General features: G+C 66.4%; 24 protein-coding genes. 13 read left to right on the top strand and 11 right to left on the bottom strand.

Translation table 11 applies throughout. From position 1 onward, the window contains the following. Positions 1-25: 25 nt before the first annotated feature. Together EDE12_RS04200 and EDE12_RS04195 are read left to right on the top strand one after the other, a co-directional pair. Entirely contained in the window at positions 26-283 is a 258-nt protein-coding gene (locus EDE12_RS04200; protein ID WP_024881389.1) for a hypothetical protein, read from the top strand. 22 nt (positions 284-305) lie between these two features. Next, positions 306-812: a hypothetical protein gene (locus EDE12_RS04195; protein WP_245275817.1), complete on the top strand. Its 507-nt coding sequence runs from the start codon at positions 306-308 to the stop codon at positions 810-812. A 48-nt stretch (positions 813-860) separates the two neighbouring features. Here EDE12_RS04195 and EDE12_RS04190 read toward each other — a convergent pair whose 3' ends face one another. Continuing rightward, the gene (locus EDE12_RS04190; protein ID WP_024881391.1) at positions 861-1,400 is read right to left on the bottom strand and encodes a GcrA family cell cycle regulator; all 540 of its coding nucleotides are present in this window, start codon (positions 1,398-1,400) and stop codon (positions 861-863) included. Positions 1,401-2,003: 603 nt separating this feature from the next. Between EDE12_RS04190 and EDE12_RS04185 the strand changes: the two genes are divergently transcribed. The 4 genes from EDE12_RS04185 to EDE12_RS04170 all read left to right on the top strand — a co-directional run bounded on the left by EDE12_RS04185 (position 2,004) and on the right by EDE12_RS04170 (position 6,481). Continuing rightward, positions 2,004-3,191: an aspartate aminotransferase family protein gene (locus EDE12_RS04185; protein ID WP_026599591.1), complete on the top strand. Its 1,188-nt coding sequence runs from the start codon at positions 2,004-2,006 to the stop codon at positions 3,189-3,191. Next, complete coding sequence (argF, locus tag EDE12_RS04180) at positions 3,188-4,138, top strand: ornithine carbamoyltransferase (RefSeq protein WP_026599592.1); 951 nt, start codon at positions 3,188-3,190, stop codon at positions 4,136-4,138. Before EDE12_RS04185 ends, argF begins: the two co-directional genes overlap by 4 nt. Positions 4,139-4,174: 36 nt before the next feature. After that, positions 4,175-5,140: an Hsp33 family molecular chaperone gene (locus EDE12_RS04175; protein ID WP_026599593.1), complete on the top strand. Its 966-nt coding sequence runs from the start codon at positions 4,175-4,177 to the stop codon at positions 5,138-5,140. A gap of 147 nt (positions 5,141-5,287) precedes the next feature. Continuing rightward, a complete protein-coding gene (locus tag EDE12_RS04170) occupies positions 5,288-6,481 on the top strand; it encodes a heparan-alpha-glucosaminide N-acetyltransferase domain-containing protein (RefSeq protein WP_026599594.1) in 1,194 nt (397 codons plus the stop codon). A 39-nt stretch (positions 6,482-6,520) separates the two neighbouring features. Here EDE12_RS04170 and EDE12_RS04165 read toward each other — a convergent pair whose 3' ends face one another. Next, complete coding sequence (locus EDE12_RS04165) at positions 6,521-7,771, bottom strand: glycerophosphodiester phosphodiesterase (RefSeq protein WP_083967181.1); 1,251 nt, start codon at positions 7,769-7,771, stop codon at positions 6,521-6,523. A gap of 128 nt (positions 7,772-7,899) precedes the next feature. Here EDE12_RS04165 and EDE12_RS04160 point away from each other — a divergent pair, with 128 nt between their 5' ends. Both EDE12_RS04160 and EDE12_RS04155 read left to right on the top strand, forming a co-directional pair. Further along, positions 7,900-8,589 carry a fumarylacetoacetate hydrolase family protein gene (locus EDE12_RS04160; protein WP_024881398.1) on the top strand — a complete coding sequence of 230 codons (690 nt, stop codon included), beginning with the start codon at positions 7,900-7,902 and terminating at the stop codon, positions 8,587-8,589. Positions 8,590-8,687: 98 nt separating this feature from the next. Then, positions 8,688-9,344 (top strand): DsbA family protein, encoded by a 657-nt coding sequence (locus tag EDE12_RS04155; protein ID WP_024881399.1) that lies wholly within the window; start codon positions 8,688-8,690, stop codon positions 9,342-9,344. A 90-nt stretch (positions 9,345-9,434) separates the two neighbouring features. On the opposite strand, the gene EDE12_RS04150 is transcribed toward EDE12_RS04155, so the two are convergent. Beyond that, on the bottom strand, positions 9,435-10,088 hold the full coding sequence (locus tag EDE12_RS04150) for a response regulator transcription factor (RefSeq protein ID WP_026599596.1): 654 nt from the start codon (positions 10,086-10,088) through the stop codon (positions 9,435-9,437). Next, positions 10,085-11,485, bottom strand: a complete 1,401-nt coding sequence (locus EDE12_RS04145; protein ID WP_024881401.1) for an ATP-binding protein — start codon at positions 11,483-11,485, stop codon at positions 10,085-10,087. The genes EDE12_RS04150 and EDE12_RS04145 overlap by 4 nt, the downstream gene beginning before the upstream one ends. 204 nt (positions 11,486-11,689) lie before the next feature. Here EDE12_RS04145 and EDE12_RS04140 point away from each other — a divergent pair, with 204 nt between their 5' ends. Then, on the top strand, positions 11,690-12,199 hold the full coding sequence (locus EDE12_RS04140; RefSeq protein WP_026599597.1) for a hypothetical protein: 510 nt from the start codon (positions 11,690-11,692) through the stop codon (positions 12,197-12,199). Between the two features lie 86 nt (positions 12,200-12,285). Here the strand turns inward: EDE12_RS04140 and EDE12_RS04135 are convergent, their stop codons facing one another. From EDE12_RS04135 to EDE12_RS04125, 3 genes are all read right to left on the bottom strand, one after another. Next, positions 12,286-13,914, bottom strand: coding sequence for a CTP synthase (locus EDE12_RS04135; protein WP_026599598.1), 1,629 nt, complete (start codon positions 13,912-13,914; stop codon positions 12,286-12,288). Between the two features lie 123 nt (positions 13,915-14,037). Then, complete coding sequence (gene secG, locus EDE12_RS04130) at positions 14,038-14,532, bottom strand: preprotein translocase subunit SecG (protein ID WP_026599599.1); 495 nt, start codon at positions 14,530-14,532, stop codon at positions 14,038-14,040. A gap of 117 nt (positions 14,533-14,649) precedes the next feature. Continuing rightward, positions 14,650-15,117: a hypothetical protein gene (locus EDE12_RS04125; RefSeq protein WP_026599600.1), complete on the bottom strand. Its 468-nt coding sequence runs from the start codon at positions 15,115-15,117 to the stop codon at positions 14,650-14,652. Between the two features lie 233 nt (positions 15,118-15,350). Between EDE12_RS04125 and leuB the strand changes: the two genes are divergently transcribed. Both leuB and EDE12_RS04115 read left to right on the top strand, forming a co-directional pair. Continuing rightward, positions 15,351-16,463, top strand: a complete 1,113-nt coding sequence (gene leuB / locus EDE12_RS04120) for a 3-isopropylmalate dehydrogenase (protein ID WP_026599601.1) — start codon at positions 15,351-15,353, stop codon at positions 16,461-16,463. A 136-nt stretch (positions 16,464-16,599) separates the two neighbouring features. Continuing rightward, positions 16,600-16,896, top strand: coding sequence for a type II toxin-antitoxin system HicB family antitoxin (locus EDE12_RS04115; RefSeq protein WP_026599602.1), 297 nt, complete (start codon positions 16,600-16,602; stop codon positions 16,894-16,896). Here EDE12_RS04115 and EDE12_RS04110 read toward each other — a convergent pair whose 3' ends face one another. The 3 genes from EDE12_RS04110 to EDE12_RS04100 form a co-directional block, all read right to left on the bottom strand. Beyond that, complete coding sequence (locus EDE12_RS04110; RefSeq protein ID WP_024881409.1) at positions 16,897-17,091, bottom strand: type II toxin-antitoxin system HicA family toxin; 195 nt, start codon at positions 17,089-17,091, stop codon at positions 16,897-16,899. 223 nt (positions 17,092-17,314) lie between these two features. Further along, positions 17,315-19,210 (bottom strand): ATP-dependent zinc metalloprotease FtsH, encoded by a 1,896-nt coding sequence (gene ftsH, locus EDE12_RS04105; RefSeq protein WP_026599603.1) that lies wholly within the window; start codon positions 19,208-19,210, stop codon positions 17,315-17,317. A gap of 248 nt (positions 19,211-19,458) precedes the next feature. Beyond that, the gene (locus tag EDE12_RS04100; protein WP_024881411.1) at positions 19,459-20,145 is read right to left on the bottom strand and encodes a TetR/AcrR family transcriptional regulator; all 687 of its coding nucleotides are present in this window, start codon (positions 20,143-20,145) and stop codon (positions 19,459-19,461) included. A gap of 293 nt (positions 20,146-20,438) precedes the next feature. Here EDE12_RS04100 and EDE12_RS04095 point away from each other — a divergent pair, with 293 nt between their 5' ends. Continuing rightward, positions 20,439-20,717, top strand: coding sequence for a hypothetical protein (locus tag EDE12_RS04095; RefSeq protein ID WP_051592580.1), 279 nt, complete (start codon positions 20,439-20,441; stop codon positions 20,715-20,717). 33 nt (positions 20,718-20,750) lie between these two features. On the opposite strand, the gene EDE12_RS04090 is transcribed toward EDE12_RS04095, so the two are convergent. Next, entirely contained in the window at positions 20,751-22,970 is a 2,220-nt protein-coding gene (locus tag EDE12_RS04090) for a tetratricopeptide repeat protein (RefSeq protein WP_026599604.1), read from the bottom strand. Between the two features lie 227 nt (positions 22,971-23,197). Between EDE12_RS04090 and EDE12_RS04085 the strand changes: the two genes are divergently transcribed. Further along, the gene (locus tag EDE12_RS04085) at positions 23,198-23,791 is read left to right on the top strand and encodes a hypothetical protein (RefSeq protein WP_024881414.1); all 594 of its coding nucleotides are present in this window, start codon (positions 23,198-23,200) and stop codon (positions 23,789-23,791) included. Positions 23,792-23,796 lie beyond the last annotated feature (5 nt).

The following is a 23,796-nucleotide window of genomic DNA, read 5'->3' as shown; positions in this document are numbered from 1 at the left end:
CGCCGCCGTTGATTAGAGTGATCGCATGACGGGCTTTCCTTCCTCCACATTGGACGACGCCGCCGGCTCCGAGCAGCGGCGAGTCGCGCTCGCTTATCTCGCCGAGGCTTTCGCGGAAGCCGCGCTCGCCGGGATCGAAGGGGATTCCTTCGCCCATGTCGCGCTCTCGGCGGCGCTGCACGAGCTCGTCGCCACTTATGGCGAGGAGGAGGTCGCGGCTTTCGTGGAACGTTTGCCGCGGCGCTTGCGCGACGGCGAATTCTCGAGCGGCCTGCGCCATTGAGCGCGCTTTTCCGCTTACGCGCGTGAAAAAGCCGATAAAACCAGTTGTCGAGACGATCTCCGAGCCGCTGCGCGATCTCGCCGCTCTGCCCGCGCCGGTGCGCGCGCTGCGCGAGAAGATCCTCGCCGCTTGCGAGACGGGCGACATAGAAGCGCTGCGCATTCCGATCGACTGGAACGAGGTGCGCCCCTTGTTCGAGCGCGGCGCGCGGCGGCCGGCGGGCGCCGATCCGATCGAGACCTTGAAATCGCTCTCATTCGATCGCGCGGGACGCGAGATGCTCTCACTCGCGCGCGCCGTATTGTCGCAGCCTTTTCTGCGCATCACGCGCGGGCCGTTCGAGAGCTATGAATGGCCGGCTTTCGCGCGACGTCCCGCGCCGCCGGCGAGCGAGGAAGAGACGCGCGCGCTCTGGGCCTGCGTGCGCTTCGCCGATCTCGCCGCATCCAATGCCGACGGCCGCCCGAAAGTGATGCGGATCGGCGTCGGCGCGGATGGCGTCTGGCACTATTTCTGGAACGCGGAGTAAGCTCGCCGTAATGATCTCGGGACGCTCGGCGCCCGAGACGAACGCGTCTCAGGCGAGACGCGCGGCGGAGCGAAGCTGATCGCGCGCGCGGCGACGATCCTGCACAGGCTGATAGGCGATCTGCGAATGATAGCCGCAATAAGGGCTGCCGCCGCCGCCCGGCGAGCGCGCGCCGCAGAAGCGAAACTCGGCCGATGTCGGATCGCCGATCGGCCAACGGCACATCGACTCTCTGAGCTCCATCAGCGTGACGCGTTCGGACATTGGAATGACGACTTCCTCTTGCGGGCGGGCGTCCGGCATCACCAGCGCGCGCGGCGCGAATGCCAACGCGACATTGCCGACGACAGCGGGCGCATGTCCGTGATGCACACGCGGCGCAGCGGCCTGCGGGCGTTGTGGTTTCGCGACGCGCGGACGCGCCGCTATGGGCGTCTTGGCGCGCTGCGCGAGTCCGAGACGATGAATCTTACCAATAACGGCGTTGCGCGTGATGCCTGCGCCGATCTCGGCAGCCACCTGACTGGCGCTGAGGCCGTCGTTCCAGAGCTTGCGTAGCATCTCGACGCGCTCGTCGGTCCAGGACATTAAGGTCCTCCTCGATTAAGCCGGCTTCAGCCGAGAGAATCGGCGAACGCTCGCGCAACCGGCGACGCCGGAGTCGACAAGACGCGCACACACTCGAATGAAGGCGCCACACGAGATGTCGTGGGCGATGACGCGAACGCTACTCTACCAGTTGAATCACGCGCAAGAGTCCCTGGCAAGCGAAACAGCGTTCCCCACAAGGTAATGCCGCTCATTCCCCGCGGGTGTTGCGCGAAAGACTCACTATGGGCGTCGAAACGCATGGGATTTCACGCATGGCGGCGCATCTGGCGGCGCATTTCGCCGCGCACGAACGTCTCTATATGCGTCATCGGCGCGCGGCGGCTTTGTCGCGCGGTCGATCGCGGCGGCGCCGGCGCCGTCGTTTCGCCGCAGTCCCGGCGCCGCGTCGCCATGGAGAATGAGGCGGGGGAATGGGATTTGACCCGCGCAAGGGGAGGACCTAGAATGTTTCCACGAGAAAGATGCCGCCCCAGAAGGGCGGCACTTTGATTTTCAGACCCTCGCTGCATGGCGGCCGCTGCATGGCGGCGGGACCCGACGGGCGCCGGCGAGCTAAGGTCTCTCCGAAGGAGTCGCCAAGTGGTTTCGGCGCTGTTTCCGACCTATGCGCGGGCCGATCTCGCCTTCGAGCGGGGCGAGGGCGCCTGGCTCACCGCCAGCGATGGCGAGCGCTATCTCGACTTCGGCGCCGGCGTCGCGGTCAATTCGCTCGGCCATGGCCATCCGCATCTCGTCGGCGCGCTGACGGCCGCCGCGGCGAAGCCCTGGCACGTCTCCAATCTCTTTCAGATTCCAGAGGCCGAGCGCCTCGCCCGCAGGCTCGCGCAGGCGACATTCGCGGATCTGGTCTTCTTCACCAATTCGGGCGCCGAGGCGGTCGAATGCGCGATCAAGACCGCGCGCAAGTTCCATGCTGTGGAAGGTCGGCCGGAGCGCTATCGGCTCATCACTTTCGAGGGCGCCTTCCACGGCCGCACGCTGGCGACCATCGCCGCCGGCGGCAATCCCAAATATCTCGACGGCTTCGGCCCGCCGACCGACGGCTTCGACCAGGCTCCCTATGGCGATCTCGAGGCCGTGCGCGCGCTCGTCGGCCCGCAGACGGCCGGCGTGCTGCTGGAGCCTATTCAAGGCGAAGGCGGCGTGCGCGCGGCTCCGCCGCGCTTCCTGGCCGGCCTGCGCGAGCTCTGCGATGCCCATGGGCTGCTGCTCATCGTCGACGAGGTGCAGACGGGCATTGGCCGCACCGGGCGTTTCCTCGCGGTCGAGCATTCCGGCGTGACGCCGGACATCGCCGCTCTGGCCAAAGGCATAGGCGGCGGCTTTCCGCTCGGCGCCTGTCTCGCCACGGCGGAGGCCGGCAAGGGCATGACCGTCGGCGCGCATGGCTCCACCTATGGCGGCAATCCGCTCGCCACCGCTGTGGGCAACGCCGTGCTCGATGTGGTGCTGGAGCCCGGCTTCGTGGAGCGCGTCGCCGGCCTCGGCGTGCTGTTCCGCCAAAAGCTCGCCGAGCTCGAGGATCGTCATTCGTCGATCATCGAGAGCGTGCGCGGCGAGGGCCTGATGTTCGGCCTGAAGACGCGCGTGCCCAATGGCGACTTCGCCGCCGCGGCGCGCGAGGCCAAGCTGCTGACCATTCCTGCGAGCGACAATGTGGTGCGGCTGCTGCCGCCGCTGATCGTCGGCGAGAATGAGCTGGCCGAAGCCGCGCGGCGGCTCGACGCCGCCTGTGTGAAGCTGGAGAGCGCCGGAGCCGCGCGATGACCGCCCATACGCCGCTGACGGGCGTCCGTCACTTCCTCGATATTTCCGAGCTTCCGCCGACGGAGCTGCGACGCATTCTCGATATCGCCGCGGCGATAAAGGCCGCGCGCGTGCGCGGCGCGCGCTCGAGCTACCAGCCTCTGGCCGGCAAGACGCTGGCGATGATCTTCGACAAGCCGTCGACCCGCACGCGCGTCTCCTTCGATCTCGGCATGCGCGAGCTCGGCGGCGAGACGATCATGCTGACGGGCCATGAGATGCAGCTCGGCCGCGGCGAGACGATTGCGGACACAGCCCGCGTGCTGTCGCGCTTCGTCGACGCCATCGTCATCCGCATTCTCTCGCATGACGATCTCACCGAGCTCGCTCGCTACGCCAGCGTGCCTGTGGTGAACGGACTCACCAAGCTCTCGCATCCCTGCCAGGTGATGGCGGACGTGCTCACCTTCGAGGAGCATCGCGGCCCGATAAAGGGCCGCACCGTGGCCTGGACCGGCGACGCCAATAATGTGCTGGCGAGCTGGGTCCATGCGGCGAAGCCCTTCGACTTCACGATCAATGTCGCGACGCCGCCGGAGCTCGCGCCCGGCGACGAGCTGGTCGAATGGGCGCGCGCCAATGGCGTGCGGCTCAATCTCACCGCCGATCCTTTCGCGGCCGTCGCCGGCGCCGACGCCGTCATCTCCGACTGCTGGGTGTCCATGGGCGACGAGCAGGAGGAGGCGCGCCGCCATGCGCTGCTCTCGCCCTTCCAGGTGAACGCCAAGCTGATGGCCGCGGCCAATAAGGACGCGATCTTCATGCATTGCCTGCCGGCGCATCGCGGCGAGGAAGTGACCGACGAGGTGATCGACGGCCCGCAATCGGTGGTCTTCGACGAGGCGGAAAACCGCCTTCACGCGCAAAAGGGCGTGCTCGCCTGGGTTTTCGGAGCGAACGGGCCATGACGCGACAGGCGAGCAAATGACGCGGCGGGCGCGCAAATGACGCGACGGGCGGATGAGGCCATCGCCCGGCCGGCGTCGCCCTTCGCCGAGGACGACAGCCTGCTGCCCTTCGCGGTCGAGCCGCTCGATCTGCGCGGACGTCTGACGCGGCTCGGGCCGGCGGCGCATTCCATCCTCACCCATTACGATTATCCGCCGGCCGTCGCGCGCCTGCTCGGCGAGGCCGCCGCGCTGACGACGCTGCTCGGCTCGCTGATCGAGTCGCACGGCCGCTTTCAATTGCAGACGCGCAGCGACGGTCCGGTCGATATGATCGTCGTCGATTTCGACGCGCCCGGAAAGCTGCGCGGCTTCGCGCGCTATGACGAGAGCCGCATCGTCGCCGGCATGGCTCCGGGCGATCTGCTCGGCCGCGGCCATCTGGCGCTGACGATGGAGCACGACCGCGACGCCGCGCGCTATCAGGGCGTGGTGCCGCTGGAGGGCGACGGCTTCGCCGAGGCGGCGCATCGCTATTTCCGCCAGTCCGAGCAGATTCCGAGCTATGTGCGCCTCGCCGTGGCCGAGAGCGTGACGCCCGCCGGGCGCAGCTGGCGCGTCGGCGGCCTGCTGCTGCAATATCTGCCGGGGACGCCCCTGCGCCCGCGCGATCTCGATCCCGGCGACGCGCCCGCCAGCTCCGCTCTTTCGAACGATAGCGAAGAGGACGCCTGGGTCGAAGGCCTGTCGCTGGCGGCGACGACACAGGATCACGAGCTGGTCGATCCGGGGCTCTCGGGCGAGCGGCTGCTCTATTCGCTGTTCCACGAGCGCGGCGTCACCGTCTATCCGACGCGCAGAATCGTCGAATCCTGCCGCTGCTCGACGGAGCGCATCGCCAATCTCCTGCGCAGCTTCGCGCCGCAGGACCGCAGCGACATGATCGGCGACAATGGCCGCATCGGCGTGACCTGCGAATTCTGCCGCACGCTGCGCGAATTCGCCCCGGCGGATTTCGAGTAGCGCGGGCGCTCGGGAGGGGGTGATCTTCGAGTCTCGGGGAGTTTCACCCCACCCCGTCCTGCTTCGCAGGCCGACCCTCCCCCTGAAGGGGAGGGTGAGGGCTGCAGTTTCATTCATTGAATTTTCGATAGCCGGCGGAGAGACGTCATGACGAAGACAATGGAGAAAATCCCGAGCGTCCCGCACGACGCCGCGCTCACCGCCGGAACGCGGCTCCTCTCCGTCGATCGCCTGCGCGGGCTCGTCATCATCGTCATGGCGCTGGACCATGTACGCGATTTCTTCGACGCCGATGCGCTGCGCTTCGATCCGACCGATCTCGAACGCACCTATCCCGCTTTGTTCCTCACGCGCTTCGTCACCCATTTCTGCGCGCCGACCTTCACCTTTCTCGCAGGCGTCTCGGCCTATCTGCACGGGCTCTCGCTCGAGGATCGCGGCGCGCTCTCTCGCTTCCTGCGGACGCGCGGGCTGTGGCTGATCCTGCTCGACATTTTCATCATCAGCCCGGTGTGGACGGTGGGCTCGGGCGCGATCGAGCTGGGGACGCTCTGGGCGATCGGCTGCGGCATGATCGCGCTTTCGGCGCTCATCCATCTGCCGACGCGCGTCGTGCTGGCGATCGGCGCGGCGATCCTGCTTTCGCACAATCTCTTCGACGGCGTTCACGCGGCGCAATTGGGCGGCTTCGCGCCCTTGTGGAATGTGCTGCACGAGAAAGGGCCGCTGCCCTTCGGCCTGCGCGGCCAGGTCTATTATCCCGTGCTGCCCTGGATCGGCGTCATCGCGCTCGGCTATGGGCTCGCGCCGATCTTCCTATGGCCGCATGAACGTCGGATGCGGGCGCTCGTCACGCTCGGCCTCGCCTTTCTCGCGGGATTTGTCGTGTTGCGCTTCGCTGGCGTCTATGGCGACGTGCGGCTCTGGCTGACTTATCCGGAAGGCGTCAGAACGGCGCTGTCCTTCCTCAACGTCACCAAATATCCGCCCTCGCTGCATTACGTGCTGGTGACGCTCGGCGTCGGGCTTCTGCTGCTGCCGGCGCTGGAGCGGGCGGGCGGCGCCGTGGGGCGCGTGCTCGCCACATTCGGGCGGGTTCCGCTCTTCGCCTATGTGCTGCATCTCTACGCCATTCTGGCGGCGGCCGTGCTCGTCGCCATAGCGAAGGGCGTCGATATCAAAGGCCTCGAGAGCGGCGGGCCGCCGCCAGAGAATTACGGGCTCGGCCTCGCCGGCGCCTATGTCATTTGGATTTTGGTCATGGCCGCCATCTATCCGGCCTGCGCCTGGTTCGCACGCGTCAAGCGGCGGCGGCGCGATTGGTGGCTGAGCTATTTGTAAAGGAACGGCGGCGTCGTCCGCCGCCGTCCGTCATGCATCTCAATTGGCGTTGAGCCAGCGCAGCCCGCGGCACGCGGAGTCATGGCCATAGAGGCCTTTGACCAGACATTTCGCCGCATCGGGGTCGGTTTTCAGCGCCCATAGCGAGCGCGCCGTCACCGCCGTATCGGCGAAGTCGCTGAACAATCCATCGACGCCGAGCTTGTAGAAGGTCAGATATTCATTGACCGGAACGCCTTTGTAATCGCTGGCGAGACGGCGCTGCTCATTGCGGAACGTATAGGGATGCACGAGCAGGCCGGCCGCATGGGCGTCGGCGACGACGGAGGTCGGCGCCAGCAGCTTGCGATCCGCCTCATCGACAGAGCCGTCGCCATTGGCGTCGGCGCAGGCGTTGTTGACGATCTTTATGCAGGCGGAACTGATGAGATAGGTCTTCCACGGCCCGACGCCATCGGCATAGGTGCGGACCTCGGCGAGGCCGGCGGGCTTCAAGAGATCGGCGAATTTGCCCTGGCGGCCGGCGACGGTCCAATCATAAGGACGATCATAGGGCGGCGTGAAATCCAGCGAGCCGTCGGGATTGACGTCATTGGCGTCGATGAGCTGGATGAGCCGCACCGTCGTCTTCTTGCGCAGATATTTCAGATTGGCCTGCTCGAAGCTCTGGATGAAGACCGGAGCGCTATGATGGTTCCAGCCATGGCGCGTCAGCACGGCGAGCAGGCGATCCTCGAGCGGGAGGTTGATCATTTGATGATAGGTCGGATGCTTGGTCTCGGGATAGACGCCGATGACGCGGCCCTCTTCGCGGCCCTTGCGCTTGGCGAGCTCGATGATCTCGTCGAAGCTCGGAATGTGGAAGCGGCCGTTGAAGTCCGGGTCGCGCTCGGCGAAGGCCTGCACGGCGCCGATCTGCTTGATCTCGCTCCAGGTGAAGTCGCTGACGAAATAGCCTTCCTGCTCGACGCCGTCGACGACGGCCTTGCGCTTGCGGTTGGCGAATTGCGGCAGGCTCTTCACATTTGTGGTGGCGATGATGTTCGGCTCGTGACGGGCGATCAGCACGCCGTCCTTGGTGGAGACGAGATCGGGCTCGATGAAATCGGCGCCGAGCTCGATCGCGAGAGCGTAGGATTCGAGCGTATGCTCGGGGACATAGCCGCCGGCGCCGCGATGGCCGATGACGATGGGACGTTGGGGACCTTCTTCGGAGGCGACGGCGGACAGCGGCGCGAGAAGAGCGGCGCAAATCAGCGCGCGTGATGCGCGGGACAGAAGCTCGATCATGAAATAACCTCGAAACGATGTGCTTTTGACATCGCTCCGATAGATGGTCAGTCTCTCGAGCGCATGACGGCGGCGCGACATTCGCGCTGCCGCCGCCCTTGTTCCGCGCAGAAACGAGAGGTTTCGCAGTGAGCGCATTTTTGTTTCCGCCGCCGGAACCGGCCGCGCTCGCCATTGCCGGCGAGACCCGGCGCTTTCCCGTGCGGCGCATCTTCTGCGTCGGGCAGAATTACGCCGCCCATGCGCGCGAGATGGGCAAGGACCCGAGCCGCGAGCAGCCCTGCTTCTTCTCCAAGCCCGCCGACGCCGTGGTCGCCAGCGGCGCGACCATCCCCTACCCGCCCCGCACCACGGACCTGCACCACGAGATCGAGCTGGTGGCGGCGATCGGAAGCGGCGGAGCGGATATCGCCCGCGCCGACGCGCTCGCGCATGTGTTCGGCTATGGCGCCGGGATCGACCTCACCCGCCGCGACCTGCAGAGCGAGGCGCGCAAGGCCGGGCGGCCTTGGGACCTCTCCAAGGGCTTCGACAATTCCGCGCCGCTGGGGGCGCTGGCGCCGGCGACGCGCGTCGGCCATCCGGGCAAGGGACGCATCAGCCTCGCCGTCAATGGCGCGATACGGCAGGACGCCGATCTCTCCGACATGATCTGGAGCGTCGCGGAGATCGTGGCGATCCTGTCGCAATTCGTGCGGCTGGAGGCGGGCGATCTCATCTTCACCGGCACGCCGGCCGGCGTCGGGCCGATCGTTTCCGGGGACCATGTGACGGGCGAGATCGAGGGCGTGGGCGGCGTCGCGCTGACGGTTGGGTAGCGATTCGCGCGACGGCGGAAAGACCGCTCTTTCCGCCGATTCCCCGCGGGCCGAAAATGCTCTATGGTCCGCCGGTTCCGCGACCCTATGGAGCGTCCATGCCCAGCTTCGACCTTCGATTTTCCCGTCGCGCCGCGCTCGCCGCGGCGGCTTTCGCCGTCTTTGGCCTCGCCGCGCCCGCCCTCGCCCAGAAGGCGCCGAGCGGCAAGATCCCGGTCGAGGAGCTGATGGGGCCAAACGCCCTGCCGGATATCGTCGAGGGCAAGGCCGACGCGCCGATCACCATCGTCGAATACGCCTCCATGACCTGCAGCCATTGCGCGGCCTTCCACAAGGACGTCTATCCGACGCTGAAGAAGAATTTCATCGACACCGGCAGGGTGAAGTTCATCCTGCGCGAGTTCCCGCTCGATCCGCTGGCCACGGCGGCCTTCATGCTGGCGCGCAACGCCGGCGACAAGCGCGACGCGGTGGTCGATCTGCTCTTCGCCCAGCAGAAGAACTGGGCCTTCGTCGACAAGCCGCTGGACGGCCTCGCCGGCGTGCTGAAGCAGACCGGGCTCGGCCAGGAGAAATTCGAGGCGACGCTGAAGGATCAGCAGCTCTTCGAGAATGTGAGCAAGGTGCGCGACCGCGCGGCGGAGAAATTCGGCATTAATTCGACGCCGACCTTCTTCATCAATGGCGACAAATACAGCGGCGAGATTTCCGAGGCCGACCTCGAGAGGATTCTGACCGAGAAGACGAAGTCGTAAAGCGCATCGGCGCGAGGCTTCACGAGGCGAGCCTGAAGGCTCGCGGTCCGATCCCGCCCTTGGACCGCGAGCCTTCAGGCTCGCATCTTCTCACACCGCCCCCTCGCCGCCGACCAGGCCGGCGCCGATGGCGAGCCAGACGAGATGCGCATCCGTGCGGGCGCCCATCTTGGATTTGATCTGATAGTGGTAATTCTGCACCGTCTTGGCGCTGAGGTTGAGCGCCCCGGCGATCTCGTCCGTGGTGCGGCCGGAGGCGACGAGGCGGAGAATCTCCGTCTCGCGCGGCCCGAGATCGTCAATGGGCGAACGCCCCTCGGCGAGGCGCTCCGCCGCGATCTCCCGCGCTATGTCGTCGCCGAGCGCGCGGCCGCCATGGGCGACCGTCTCCACCGCGCGGACCAGTTCCGCCGCCTCGCCGCCCTTTGTGACGAAGCCGCTGGCGCCGGCCTCGAACGCCTTCAACGCATAGGCCGCGGCGTCATGCATGGTGACGACGAGAATGCGCGCCCTTTTGTCCCATTGCCTTATATGGCGCACCGCCTCCAGCCCGCCGGCGCCGCCGGTGAGCTGGAGATCCATCACCACCACATCGGGCGAGAATTTGCGATAGGCCTGATAGGCCGCGGCGGCGCTGTCCGCCTCGCCGACGACGCGAAAGCCCGGCTGGCGCTCGAGCAGGCGGCGATAGCCCTCCCGCACGATCGGATGATCGTCGACGAGCAGCACCGAGACGCCGCTCACGCCGCCCGCCCGAATGCGCCGGCGGCGTTGGAATTGGCCGGCGCCAGCGGAATGCGCGCCGCGACGCAGACGCCGCGCGCGGCGCGATCGATGGAGAGGCTGCCGCCGAAGGCGGAAACGCGCTCGCGCATGCCGAGCAGGCCATGGCCGGCGGAAAAGTCGATGCGCGTTGGATCGCCCTCGCCATCGTCCTCCACGGTGAGGGCGACGAAACCATCATTGGAGGCGAGCCGCTCCACGCGGAGAAAAACCTCGCTCGGCCGGCCGTGGCGCATGGCGTTGGTGAGGCATTCCTGCGCGATGCGGAAGACGCTGGTGGAGACCGCGGGCGGCACGCCGGCGAGATCGCCCATCAGATCGAGATGCACGACTGCACGAGGCGCCGTCTGCGCGTTCCAGCCGGCGACGAGCTGAACGAGGCAGGCCTCGAGGCCCAGCTCGTCGAGATCCTGCGAGCGCAGCCGCGCCAGCGCCTCGCGCAGGGTCATCGTCATGCGCCGCGCCACCTTGCCGATGGAGCGCGCGTCGGCCGCGAGATCGGGCCGGTCGGACGCCCCCGCCTCTATCGCCGCAGCGAAGGCGCTGGTCGCCGTCAGGCATTGGCCGAACTCGTCATGGAGATCGCGCGCCAGAGCGCGGCGCTCCTCCTCCTGCACCTCGAACAGCCGCTTGGTCAGCGCGACCCGCTCCGCCGTCGTTTGCGCCAATCGCTCGGCGAGGTCGTTGACGGCGCGGGCGATGAGGCCGAACTCGCCGCTGGTGAAGGATTTGATGCGATGGCGGTAATTGCCATTCTCGAGCCGGCGCAGCCCATCGACGATGATCTGCGTCGGCGCCAGCGCGTGGAAGATGGCGAGCGCCGCCAGCAGGCAGACGCCGACCGCCATGGATGCGGCGACGCCGGCGACGATGGAGATTTCGCGCCAGGCCTGCCGCACGGCGGCGCCCTGATCGGCGCGCGCCACCACGGCGCCCGTCTCCGGCTGGCGCACGGTGAGCGGCCGCGACACCGGCGCCGGCGCGCCGAACAGAAGATCGAAAGCGCGGGTGAACCATTGCGGCGCCTCGACGCCGACGCCATCCATCTGGCTGCACAGAACGCGCGGCTCCTCCGTCCCCGGCGCGAAAGTGATGCAGACGCCGGGGGAGACCAGCTTCAAAGTCGCCAGCGATTCCCAATTGGGAATGGGCAATATGTTGTCGCGCCGCATGGAGCCGCGCCAGAGAATCTCGCGCCAGAAGAGATGCTCGAGCTCATGGGCGACGCGCTCGGCAGAGCCTCGCGTTTCCGCGCGAATGGAGCGATTGGCGTCGTCCATCACCCAGCCGATGGCGAGCGCCAGGCAAAAGCCCACAATGGCGACGAGTCGCATGATGAGGCGAATGATCAATTGCATCGGGCTTCGCTCCGGCTTTCTCCCAGCATCGCCGAGTAAAGCAGGAATCGCCTTGACCGCCAATGCGATCCGGCCGCCGCTCTGCTTTACCTCGGGAAGATCGGGCAAAATGCCCGGGCGACGCGGGTCCGGGCGCCCTAGGACGAGAGGCGGCGAGCAGGCAGGATCGCCCCTCTCCCCTGTCGGGGTTTTCGGAGATTTACGATGAGACAGCGATCGATCGCGGCGCGCCTGCCGTCGCGCAACGCCTTTCTGCTCGCCTTTGCGACGCTGCTGCTGGGCATGGCGCTCGCCATCGCCTGGATCTTGGGCGTCACTCTGTTCTACCCGGACAGCGCGCTCGCCCAGGCCATTCCCCGGCGCGACGATCTCATCCGCGCCCATATCGATTATCTGATGATGGCGCAGTTCGTCTTTGTCTTCGCGCTGCTGTTCCGCCAATACGCCCTACGGCCGCCGATCTGGATGATCGTCTCTATCTGCTTCGGAACCTTCAACAATCCGCTGTCCTTCGCGCTGCGCGCGCTGACGCCGAAGATCGATCCGGCGACGCTGCCGCCGGTCGAGCCGCATTTTCCCCTGATTGCGGGCGTGAGCTTCACTCTGACGACGGTGGGATTTCTGACGGCGGCCTTCCTCGCGGCGCGCGCGGCTTGGCGCGCCGGCGAAGCCGCGGCGCCGACGATCGCTCGGAGCCTCGAGCGAGCGGAGTAACTCCGAGCGCGAGCGAGCCTGACGGCTCGCGGTCCAGGATGCGCTTTGGACCGCGAGCCTTCAGGCTCGCTCGCGCCTATGCTTTGTCAGACCAGCCGGCTCTGCGCCTTCGCCGCCTCGATGAAGCTGGCGAAGAGCGGATGCGGCTCGAAGGGGCGGGACTTCAGCTCCGGGTGATATTGCACCCCGATGAACCAGGGATGGTCGGGAATTTCGACCGTCTCCGGCAGCACGCCATCCGGCGAGGAGCCGGCGAAGGAGAGGCCATGCGCCTCCAGCCGCTCGCGATAGGCGTCGTTCACCTCATAGCGGTGGCGATGGCGCTCCGATATATCGCAGCGGCCGTAGATGGCGGCGATGCGCGAGCCGGGCTTCAGATGGGCGGGATAGGCGCCGAGGCGCATCGTGCCGCCGAGATCGCCGCTCGCGGAGCGCTGCTCCAGCGCATTGCCGCGCAGCCACTCGGTCATCAGGCCGACGACGGGCTCCTCGCAGGGGCCGAATTCGGTCGAATTGGCCTTGTCTATGCCGGCGAGGGCGCGCGCCGCCTCTATGACCGCCATCTGCATGCCGAAGCAAATGCCGAAATAGGGAACGCCGCGCTCGCGGGCGAAGCGGGCCGCGAGAATCTTGCCCTCCGCGCCGCGCTGGCCGAAGCCGCCCGGCACGAGAATGCCGTTCACATGCTCGAGATGGGCGGCCGGATCGGAGCTCTCGAACACCTCCGATTCGATCCAGTCGAGATTGACCTTCACGCGATTGGCGATGCCGCCATGCGCCAGAGCCTCGATGAGGCTCTTATAGGCGTCCTTCATGCCGGTATATTTGCCGACGACGGCGATCGTGACCTCGCCCTCGGGATTGTTCACGCGCTGCGTCACCGCATTCCAGCGGCTCATATCCGGCTTGGGCGCGGGGTCTATGCCGAAGGCGGCGAGCACCTGCGCGTCGAGCCCTGCCGCGTGATAGGCGCGCGGCACGTCATAGATATGGGCGGCGTCGCGCGCCTCGATCACCGCATTCTCGCGGACATTGCAGAAGAGGCCGAGCTTGCGGCGCTCCTCGCGCGGGATCTCGCGATCGGTGCGGCAGAGCAGAATATCCGGCTGAATGCCGATCGAGCGCAGCTCCTTCACCGAATGCTGCGTCGGCTTGGTCTTCAGCTCGCCGGCGCTGGGGATGAAGGGCAGCAGCGTCAGATGGATATAGATGCAATGCTTCTCCGGCAGCTCATTGCCGAGCTGGCGGATCGCCTCGAAGAAAGGCTGGCCCTCTATGTCGCCCACCGTGCCGCCGATCTCGATCAGGACGAAATCGACGTGGTCATTGCCCTCGAGGGCAAATTCCTTGATGGCGTTGGTGACATGAGGAATCACCTGGATCGTCGCGCCGAGATAGTCGCCGCGCCGCTCCTTGGCGATAATGTCCTGATAGATGCGCCCGGTCGTCACATTGTCTTGGCGACAAGCGGGACGTCCGGTGAAACGCTCATAGTGGCCGAGATCGAGATCGGTCTCGGCGCCGTCGTCGGTCACGAAGACCTCGCCGTGCTGGTACGGACTCATCGTGCCAGGATCGACGTTGAGATAGGGATCGAGCTTGCGCAGCCTCACGGTGTAGCCGCGCGCCTGAAGCAATGCTCCGAGCACCGCCGACGCCAAGCCCTTGCCGAGTGAGGAGACCACGCCGCCGGTGATGAAGATGTACCGCGCCATGGGGCCTTACGCTTATCGCCTCTGGATCGATTCGGAAAAGACTTTTTTCGTCGGCCGGCGGAATTCCACCGGCCGTTCGCTGGCCGAAGCTGCGAAGGGCGGCCCTCGCGAGCCGCCCGCGCCTCACTTCTGCTCGGCCGGAGCCTTGTCTGCGTCTGCGCCCTCGGGGGCTTTCGCCTCGGGCTCCTTCGCGCCTTCCGTCGCCGGAGCGGCGGCAGCAGGCGGCTCGGCCGCCGGCGGCGTCGCGCCCTGGCGCTGCTGCTGGACGCGCTGCAGCTGGTCGAAGATGCTTTCTTTCTTGTCCGTCGGAGCCGGCGTCGAGGCGCCCGTCGCCGGCGCGCCGGCCGGCGGGATCTCCTTGAGCTCCAGCTTGCCGGGATCGACCCCCTCGCTACCGCGCTCCCAGGCCGGGAGAACAGTGAGCACGATGCTCGTCAGAAAGAAGATGGCGCCGAGAATGCCGGTGGCGCGGGTGACGGCGTTGGCCTGGCCGCGGCCCGTGAACAGGCCGCCGCCGCCGCCGATGCCGAGCGCGCCGCCCTCCGACTTCTGATAGAGAATCAGAACGACGAGAGCGACCACCACCATCAGGTGGATGACGATGATAACCTGCTGCATGAACCGCTGTCTCCCGACGCCCGGTTTCCGCCCGCCCCGCGGCCCGCGCATGTTCTTGTCGCGGGCCTTCTACACCAATTGCGCGGGCCTAGGGAAGGGGCGGCGCCGATCGCCCGATCAATAGGACTTGCCGTCCTGGCCCTTCCAGCCGCTCGGGGCTTGATCGAAGCGCGTCTCGTCCTTGAATTCGATCGTGGCGCCCGGCTCGATATATTGCCGGCCCTTGATCTCCTGATTGGAGACAGTCGTCGAATAATATTTGCTGGCCGAGCAGCCCTCCTTCACGGCCCCGGCCTCATCCGGCTTGCAATCGAGATTGGCGCCCTTGGGGAACTCCGCCGTGCCGGTGAAGTAGAATTCGACGGCCTTATGGCCCGCGCCCTCGACATCCAGCTGCCAGAAACGCGACACCTCGAATTTGACCACCTTGACGTCCGGATCGAACTTCTGCTTCAGCCGATTCTCGAAAACCGAGCGGGCGTTGTCTGTGGTCGGATCGCAGGAGAACAGGCAGAAGGCCTCGGCGCGGCCGGCGGTGAGCGCGGTCGCGAGCAGGGCGGCCGCCACGATCTTCGATTTCGACATGAAACGCGTCTCCTCTTTTCGTTTTTATCCTTCACGCCCGCCAAATGGGACGGGCGCGAAGCGGGGCTCCTTATGGGGCTCGGAACGCAGGCTGCACGGCCGTCGCGATCCCGGCAAGCCGGCCGCCGCGGACAGATTGTCGCATCACGATGGATTTCTCCGCGATGTTGCCTTGCGGCAGCGCGCGCCTTATTGACGGCGCAACCCCGAGAACCAGAGATAGAGAGGATTTCATGGCCGCCTACAAGCTCCTTCTCCTGCCGGGCGACGGCATCGGCCCGGAAATCATGGCCGAGGCCGAAAAGCTCATCGCGTTTCTGAGCGCCTCCGGCGTCGCCTCTTTCGAGACGGAGAAGGGCCTCGTCGGCGGCTCCGCCTATGACGCCCACGGTCAGGCGATCAGCGAATCCGACATGGCCATGGCCCAGAGCGCCGACGCCGTGCTGCTGGCCGCCGTCGGCGGGCCGAAATGGGACGGCGTTCCCTATGACGTGCGCCCCGAGGCCGGCCTGTTGCGGCTGCGCAAGGATCTCGGCCTCTTCGCCAATCTGCGCCCCGCCATCTGCTATCCGGCGCTGGTGGACGCCTCCTCGCTGAAGCCCGATCTCGTCGACGGCCTCGACATTATGATCGTGCGCGAATTGACCGGCGGCGTCTATTTCGGCGAGCCCAAGGAAATCACCGATCTCGGCAATGGCCAGAAGCGCGGCGTCGATACGCAGGTCTATGAGACCTATGAGATCGAGCGCATCGCCCGCATCGCCTTCGAGCTCGCCCGCAAGCGCACCAACAAGGTCACATCGTCCGAGAAGGCCAATGTGATGAAGTCCGGCCTTTTGTGGCGCGAGGTGGTGACGGCCCTGCACGCCCGCGAATATGCCGATGTGCAGCTCGAGCATATGCTCGCCGATGCGCTGGGCATGCAGCTGGTGCGCCGGCCCAAGCAGTTCGACGTCATCGTCACCGACAATCTCTTCGGCGATCTTTTGTCGGACGTCGCCTCCATGCTGACCGGCTCGCTCGGCATGCTGCCCTCCGCCTCGCTCGGCGGGGAAGACGCGGCGACCGGCAAGCGCAAGGCGCTCTATGAGCCCTGCCACGGCTCCGCGCCGGATATCGCCGGCAAGGCGCTCGCCAATCCGATCGCCATGATCGGCTCTTTGGTGATGGCGCTGCGCTATTCCTTCGGCCTGACCCCGGTCGCCGATGCGATCGACAAGGCGATCGCCGACGTGCTGGCCGCCGGCCTGCGCACGGCCGACATCGCCGGGCCGACCGACAAGCCGGTCTCGACGAGCCAGATGGGCGACGCGATTCTGGCGGAGCTGAAGAAGACGCTGGGGTGAGGCCATCCGGCCCGGCGGCTCCGTTCGCGGAGCCGTCGGGCGTCGGCCGCGCCGCTCCTCGTCTCGCTCGCCTCGTCCCGCATGGCAATATGAATGAAATGCGCTATGATTGCTCGTCTATGAGAACGAGCGTCGCATGAAACCCTATATCGCCATCATCCACCAGGAAGGCGACAGCGCCTATGGCGTGAGCTTTCCCGACGCGCCCGGCTGCTTCTCGGCCGCCGACGAGCTCGACGATCTGTTCGCCATGGCGACGGAGGCGTTGGAAGGCTGGACCGAGGGGATGATCGAGGAAGGTCTTCCGATCCCGCCGACCCGCGATTTGTCCGAGATAATGAGCGACCCGGAATGGGCGGAGAGCTTCGCCGACGCCGTTCTCGTCATAGCCCTGCCGCCGCCGCGCGCCCGATCGACGCAACAGGCGGCCTGATTACTCCTTTGCCCAGCCAGCCTGCTTATAGATATTCCGCGCCGTGCCGAGCGGAATATCGGACCTAGGATGCGGAACCGTCACGAGATTGCGTCGGCCGTCCTTCGCAAAGTGATGATGCGATCCATTGATGCGCACGAGTCGCCAGCCTTCACGCTCCAGGCGGCGGATAATATCGCGACTGTTGGTGAGCATGAGGCGCCTTCAGGATTCGGTGACGCCTATCTATCTACACGGCTACGGAGAAACGCGCCCATCCGTCGATGCGTTGGCGGCGCCGATATTCTTCATATCCCCAATATCCCCGATATCCCCGATATCCCCGTATTTCTTCCTCGCTATTGTGATCTTTAAAGCGAGTCGCGGGTCGCCCCTCGACCACATGCGGGAAAAAGCGCGCGGACGGGCGGCGCAGCTATCAACCGCCACTCGTCGCGGAATGCGAGCCTGAAGGCTCGGCGTTCGGCGCGCTCCCTGGACCGCGAGCCTTCAGGCTCGCCTCCACCTCCGCGCGGATCGGCTCCAGCTCCTCCTCTGTGAACGTCTCCTTATCGAGCAGCCGCTTCGCCGTCTCCTCGTGAATGCTCGCGCAGGCTTTCAAAATCCCAGTGGCGCGGATGAAAGCGTCGTTCACCAGCTCCCGCACGGCGCGGTCGATGCGCGCGCTGGTCTCCTCGCTCGCCTGCGAGCGCTGGCCGAGATCGCCGATGTCGAGATAGCGCGGCCGCTCGGCGATATAGGAGGCTTGGCCGACCGCAGGCTCCATGCCATAGCGCGTCGCCATGGAGCGGGCCATTTCGGTGGCGCGTTGCAGATCGTCGGCGGCGCCGGTGGTCGCCTCATGGAACACGTTCATCTCCGCCGCGCGGCCGCCGAGCAGAACCGTCATGCGATTCATCAGCTCGGTGCGCGTCATCAGATAGCGGTCCTCGGTCGGCATTTGCATCGTATAGCCGAGCGCGCCCATGCCGCGCGGAATGATCGAGACCTTCTTGATCGGATCCATATCCGGCAGCGCCATGGCGACGATCGCATGGCCCATCTCGTGATAGGCGACGATGCGCCGCTCGCGCGGATGCAGCAGGCGATTGCGCTTCTCCGGCCCGGCGATCACACGCTCGATCGCGGAAGTGAAATCATCCAACGTCACCGAGACCGCGCGCCGGCGCGTCGCCAATGTCGCGGCCTCATTGACGAGATTGGCGAGATCGGCGCCGGTGAAGCCCGGCGTCATCGCCGCAATCTGCGCGGGATCGATATCGGCGCCGAGCTTGATCTTGCGCAAATGCACCTGGAGAATCGCGGCGCGGCCGATCTTGTCCGGCCGATCGACCGAAATCTGCCGATCGAAGCGCCCGGCGCGCAGCAGCGCCGGATCGAGCACCTCGGGCCGATTGGTGGCGGCGAGCAGCACGACGCCGGCGCTCGGATCGAATCCGTCCAATTCGGCGAGCAATTGATTGAGCGTCTGCTCCTTCTCGTCATGGCCGCCGGAAAGGCCCGAGATTCCGCGCGCGCGGCCGAGCGCATCCAATTCGTCGATGAAGATGATACAGGGCGCCGAGGCGCGCGCCTGCGTGAACAGATCGCGCACGCGCGCGGCGCCGACGCCGACGAACATCTCCACGAACTCCGAGCCGGTGATGGAGAAGAAGGGCACGCCCGCCTCGCCCGCCACCGCGCGGGCGAGCAGAGTCTTGCCGGTGCCGGGCGGGCCGACGAGAAGAATGCCTTTGGGAACGCGCGCGCCGAGGCGCCCATAGGTCTTGGGGTCCTTCAGAAAGGCGACGATCTCCTGCAATTCCTCTTTGGCCTCGTCGACTCCGGCGACATCGGCGAAGCCGACCTTCACATCCGTCTCGACGAAAATCTTGGCGCGGCTCTGTCCGATCTGCATGACCGAGCCCAAGCCCTGCGTCATGCGGCGCGACAAAAAGCTCCAGACGAGGAAGAACAGGGCGATCGGCACGACCCAGGAGAGCAGCGTCGAGACCCAGGTGTTTTCGACGATTCCGGAATATTTGACCTTGGCCGCCTCGAGCTCGGCGGCGACATCGGTCGGCACGCGCACTGCGACGAGCTGCTTGCGCCCATCCTTCATCGGCTCCTTGAGCGTCGCGCGCATCACATCGGCGCCGACCTCGACCGAGGCGATCTTGTTGTCGCGCAGGAGGTTCTGAAACTCGCTATAGGGAACGACCTCGGTCTGACGATAGACCGTCCACATCTGCTGCAGTATGAGCACGCCGATCAGCGCCAGCAGAAAATAGGCGAGATGAAAAGACCAGGCCTTGTCCTTCGGGGGCTGCTCCATGAGTCGCGCCTCATCGTCGCTAGAGTGATTCCGGTTCAGATCGAACCGGAATGACCCTCGATCTCCTTGTTCTGCCGGTTTTCTTCACGCGAACCGGTTCCCACTTCGCTCGAAAACACTCTAATGGTAAGCCGAGCGTCCGCGCGCACTCGAGAGACGAGTCGCGCTGGTGGAATATAGGCGCCGCCGCGAGCTTATCCATCGGCGCGCATGTCGCAGGCCGATGGGCCGGCGCGGCTCGCTCGCGGCTACTTGCGCTCGGCGGGGCGTTTTCGCGCCGCTCTTGCCGCCGTCTTTTTTTTGGGGCGAGCTTCGGCTCGGCGCGCTTCGAGCGCCGGCGGGACGCTCACTGTCTCCGCCACGCCTTCCGCGACTGCGCCTTCTGGCGCGAGGCAGGCGGCGAGCAGGCGCTCGATCAGAGGACGCATCGTCGCTTCATTGGCGTCCTGGAGCGTCTCCACGCCGAGGACTTGGCGCAATATCGAGATTCCGAAGAGGCAGGCGTTGAAGAGAGTGGCCCGCTCCAGCGCCGCCGGCCCCTCGAGCGTCGCGGCGATAGGGCCGATGAATTCCGGGACGCTGCGCATACGCAACAGCTCGCGCGCTTGCGGATTGGTCATGGAGCGCACGACGATCTGCAACGTCTCATTCTCGCGCTCGCCGAACAGGCCCTCGGCATATTGCGCGCTGAGGCTGCGCCCTTCCGAGACGACCGGCCGCTCCTTCGCCCGCGAGGCCGTCAGCGCCGCCGCATAGAGCTGCTCCTTGGAGCCGAAAGCGCGGTGGACGAGCGCGACATCCACGCCGACATCCGCCGCTATGTCGCGAAGCTTGACGTCCTCATAGGAGGCCGAGCCGAAACGCGCGAGCGCCGCCGCGAGAATACGCCCGCGCGTTTTCTCGCCGCCGCGGCTTTCTTTCGGCTTCGCCTGCATCTCGATATCCCTCCCGCCTGTGCGCGGGCAAGATATGCGCCCGCCCGCGGCGGTCAATCGGACATGCGGACAGCAGACTCAACGTCGTTGACTTTTTCTGAGACTCACGTATTTTCGGTCTCAGGCGCTGCTGGAACGAGCGCGAAGACATTTCGATAGGCCGTCATTTCCGAGAGCCGTCATTGCAGCACGCCAGATGAGAGCGCAGCCGATTCCGCAAGGCTTCGGCGCAGCCGCTATCGTCTGGACCATCGATTTTTCTGTCGAGCGTCGATACGAAGAAGAAGGATGAGATGAAAGGACGCATTCACCTTCTCGACCCCGATCGACCGGACGAGGCGCTCGAGGTCGACATCATCACCCATGACGAATCTGTGCTTTCGGTCGGCGTGCCGAACACTTACGTCAGCTTCGATCTCATGCGCTACGACACGAGCGCGCCCTATCGCGGCGTGCTCGGCGGACGCAGCTTCGTTTTCACTCCCCCTCCCGCGCGTCGCCGTTCGCCGGCGCAGCCGCGCGAAGCGCCGACAGGCGTCGTCGCCAAAAAGCGAACGCTCCAGAAGATTTGAGCCGGCGAAATCGGCTGTAGCCGGCGCGGTCCTTCAACCGCCGCGCACGGCCGTCTCGAGAAAATCCTCGAGCGCGCGAATATAATCCATATCCTCGAAGGCTCTGTGCTTCTCGGCGGCGACGCGAGCGGCGAGCCCGGCGCGAAAAGCGCGGTCGCGCCCCAGCCGCACGGCGATCTCGACATAATGATCGAGCGAGGAGGCGATCGTCTCCTCGCAGCCGATGCGGCGCAGAATCGCGGCGGTATGGCGCCCGCGCATGAACGCGCCCGGCAAGGTCACGATCGGACGATCGGCGCCGAGCAGATCGAGCGTCGAGCGGCCGCCGGACCAGCCGGGCGTGTCGAGAATGACATCCGACGCGGCCGCGGTGGCGATGAACAGCTCTTGCGGCATTTGCGGCAGGATCACGCAATGATCTTCAGCGGAGAGTCCCGCGGCGGCGAAGACGCGCTGCATCCGCGCGCGGAAGACAGCAGTCACCTCCTCGCTCTTGGCGAAGGCGATGAAGAGGAATTTGCACGGCCCGATCGTCGCGGCGATGCGCGGAAAGACGGAATCATAGCAGGGCAGATATTTGTAGAGCGCTTGTCCCGAGAAGAAGATCGGCGCGTGCGGCTCGGCGTCGAAGAGCGAGCGATCGAGCTTTTGCAGCGCGAGCGTCTCCGCTGTGTAATGCAGGCCGAGATTGGGCAGAAGCGCGAGACGCTCGGTATAGAAGCGCTCGGCGCCTTCGGGCTCCATCAGCTCGCTCGACAGAAAATGGTCGATCGTCGGCATGCCGCTCGTCTCTGGCTGGCCCCAGGCCATGCATTGCACGGGCGCGAGACGCTGCGCCGCGAGCCAGCCGGACACGGGATCCATGCCGATCTCTGGATAGAGCAGAACATGCGGCGCCGCGGCGACAATGGCCTCGCGCCAACCTTCCGGCGTCGAAGGCTCGCGCGGAAATTGGTCGCAGGCCTGCGCGGCGCGAATCGTCTCGGCGTCCTCGATCTTGCCCGTATGGAAGCCGATGATCTCGAAACGCGCGCGATCGAGCTTCTCGATCCAGCTCTCGAGAAAAAGACGGAACACGGTATGGCGGCAGAAGAAGCCGCTGACGATTCCAACGCGTATGCGCTCGCTCGCCGCCGGCGGCGGCGCGAGCGGCGCGGCGGGATGCGCCTGCGCGAGAGTGCGGCAGGCGAATTCGCCATAAAGCGTCTGCAATTGGCGATCGTCCTCGCCCTGATAGGGAAGGAAGAAGGGCTGCGTCGCGGAGATCGCCGGCGCGAGCGCGGCGGCGATCTCCGCATCCTGCGCGGAAGCGGCGAGCGCTGCGAGCGCCTGCGCATAGCGCGCGCGGCGAATGGCGATCTCCTCCTGCGTGTCATAGAGGATCGGCAGCTCCGCCATGCAGAGCGCGATGCGCGCGCCGCCCTGGCCGGGATCGGCCGCGATGGCCGCGCGATGGCGCGCCACCGCGTCATCGGTGCGTCCCTCGAGATGCAGCAGGCAGCCGAGATTATAATGCGCGTCGGAGAGATCGGGCTTCAGCGCCAGCGCGCTCTCATAGCAGACGATCGCCTCGGCGTGGCGGCCGAGCTCTTGCAGCACGACGGCGAGATTGTTCCAATAATTGGCGTCGCCGGGCGCGAGACGCACGGCGATGGTGAGACGCGCGGCGGCCTCGCTCCAGCGGCCGCGCCGCATCAGCCAGCGGCCGAAATTGCCCTGCGCCTCGACGAGCCGCGGCTCGAGCTCTATGGCGCGCAGAAAGGCCGCCTCCGCCTGTGCGGCGGGGCCGATCTCGGCCAGCGCATTGGCGAGATTGTACCAGATCGCCGGCTGATCCGGCGCGCATTGCGCGGCCTCGGCGTAATGGGCGGCGGCGGCGGCGCCATGGCCGAGATCCATCAGCGCGCTGGCGAGATTGCAATGCAGCGCGCCGGAGCCGGGCCGCAGCGCGACGGCGGCGCGATAATCCTCGACCGCCTCCTCGAGCCGCCCCAGCGCGCGCAGAGCGAGCGCGCGGCTGTTGTGATGGATCGCCTGTCCGGGCGCGATGGCCATCGCCTTGGCGATCAGCGCGAGGCCCGTCTCCGGCGCGCCGCGCTCCGCCTCGAGCAGGCCGAGAAGATGCAGGCTGTCGGCATGCTCCGGCCAGCAATCGAGAACGCCGCGATAGAGCGCCGCGGCCTCGTCGATCTCTCCCGCCTCATGGCGCGCGCGCGCCTGTCGAAAAGCCGAATCCGGCGTGATGTCGTTCATGCTTCGCGAGTGATCCACGAATCGGGCCGAGCCACAACTGTGCTCTATCTCGGACGCCGATGTTGCGCCATCTTATTCGCCGTGTTTCTGAACGGCGAACGATCGCGCCATCCTCTCCGGCCGCCGCCGCGCTAAATGTCGTGTCGATGCGTCTTTCGTCACGACGCCGATTGCAAGCCTCGGTAGGCTGCATGCCAGCGGCGCTCGCCGTGAGAGTGAGAGGTCCCATGGACGCGCTCCAGCCGAATGCGACGCCACGTTGGGAATGGCGCATCTTCGGCGCCGATCTCGCGGCGCTGGAGGCCAAGCTCGGCTCGCCAACGAGCCTGCCGCGCCGCAGCGACGAGATCTATCTGCTGAACGCGCTGACGCCGCACTCCGCGAAGATCCGCGACGAAGCGCTGGAGGTGAAGCGTCTGCTGCGCGTCGATGATGGGCTGGAATTATGGGAGCCCGCCTTTCGGGCGCCCTTTCCGGTGACGGCGGAGCGTCTCGCCGCCGCCGCCGCGGCCCTGGCGCTGCCGCTGAGCCGGCTCGATCGCGCCGCCTATGACGAGGCGCGTTTTCTTGCGGAGATCGTCGCGCCCTGCCCCGCGCTGCGCGGCGTCGCGGTGCGAAAGTCGCGGCTGCGCTTCTCCTTTCGCGGCTGCGCGGCGGAATTCGTTCGGCTGCAGATCGGCCCCGCGCCAATGGAGAGCGTCGCTCTGGAGAGCGAGGACGAGCGCCGCCTCGCCGAGGCGCTCGACGCGCTCGACGCCGATCCGCGGCTCAATGTTAATTTTCCCAAAGGCGTCGAGCGCGCCGCCGCTCTGGCGATCTGAGCAGG

The organism is Methylosinus sp. sav-2, from assembly GCF_004366495.1.
Taxonomy (GTDB): domain Bacteria; phylum Pseudomonadota; class Alphaproteobacteria; order Rhizobiales; family Beijerinckiaceae; genus Methylosinus.
The sequence above is the reverse complement of the archived record's forward strand: the minus strand, read 5'-3'. Positions and strand labels throughout refer to the sequence as shown.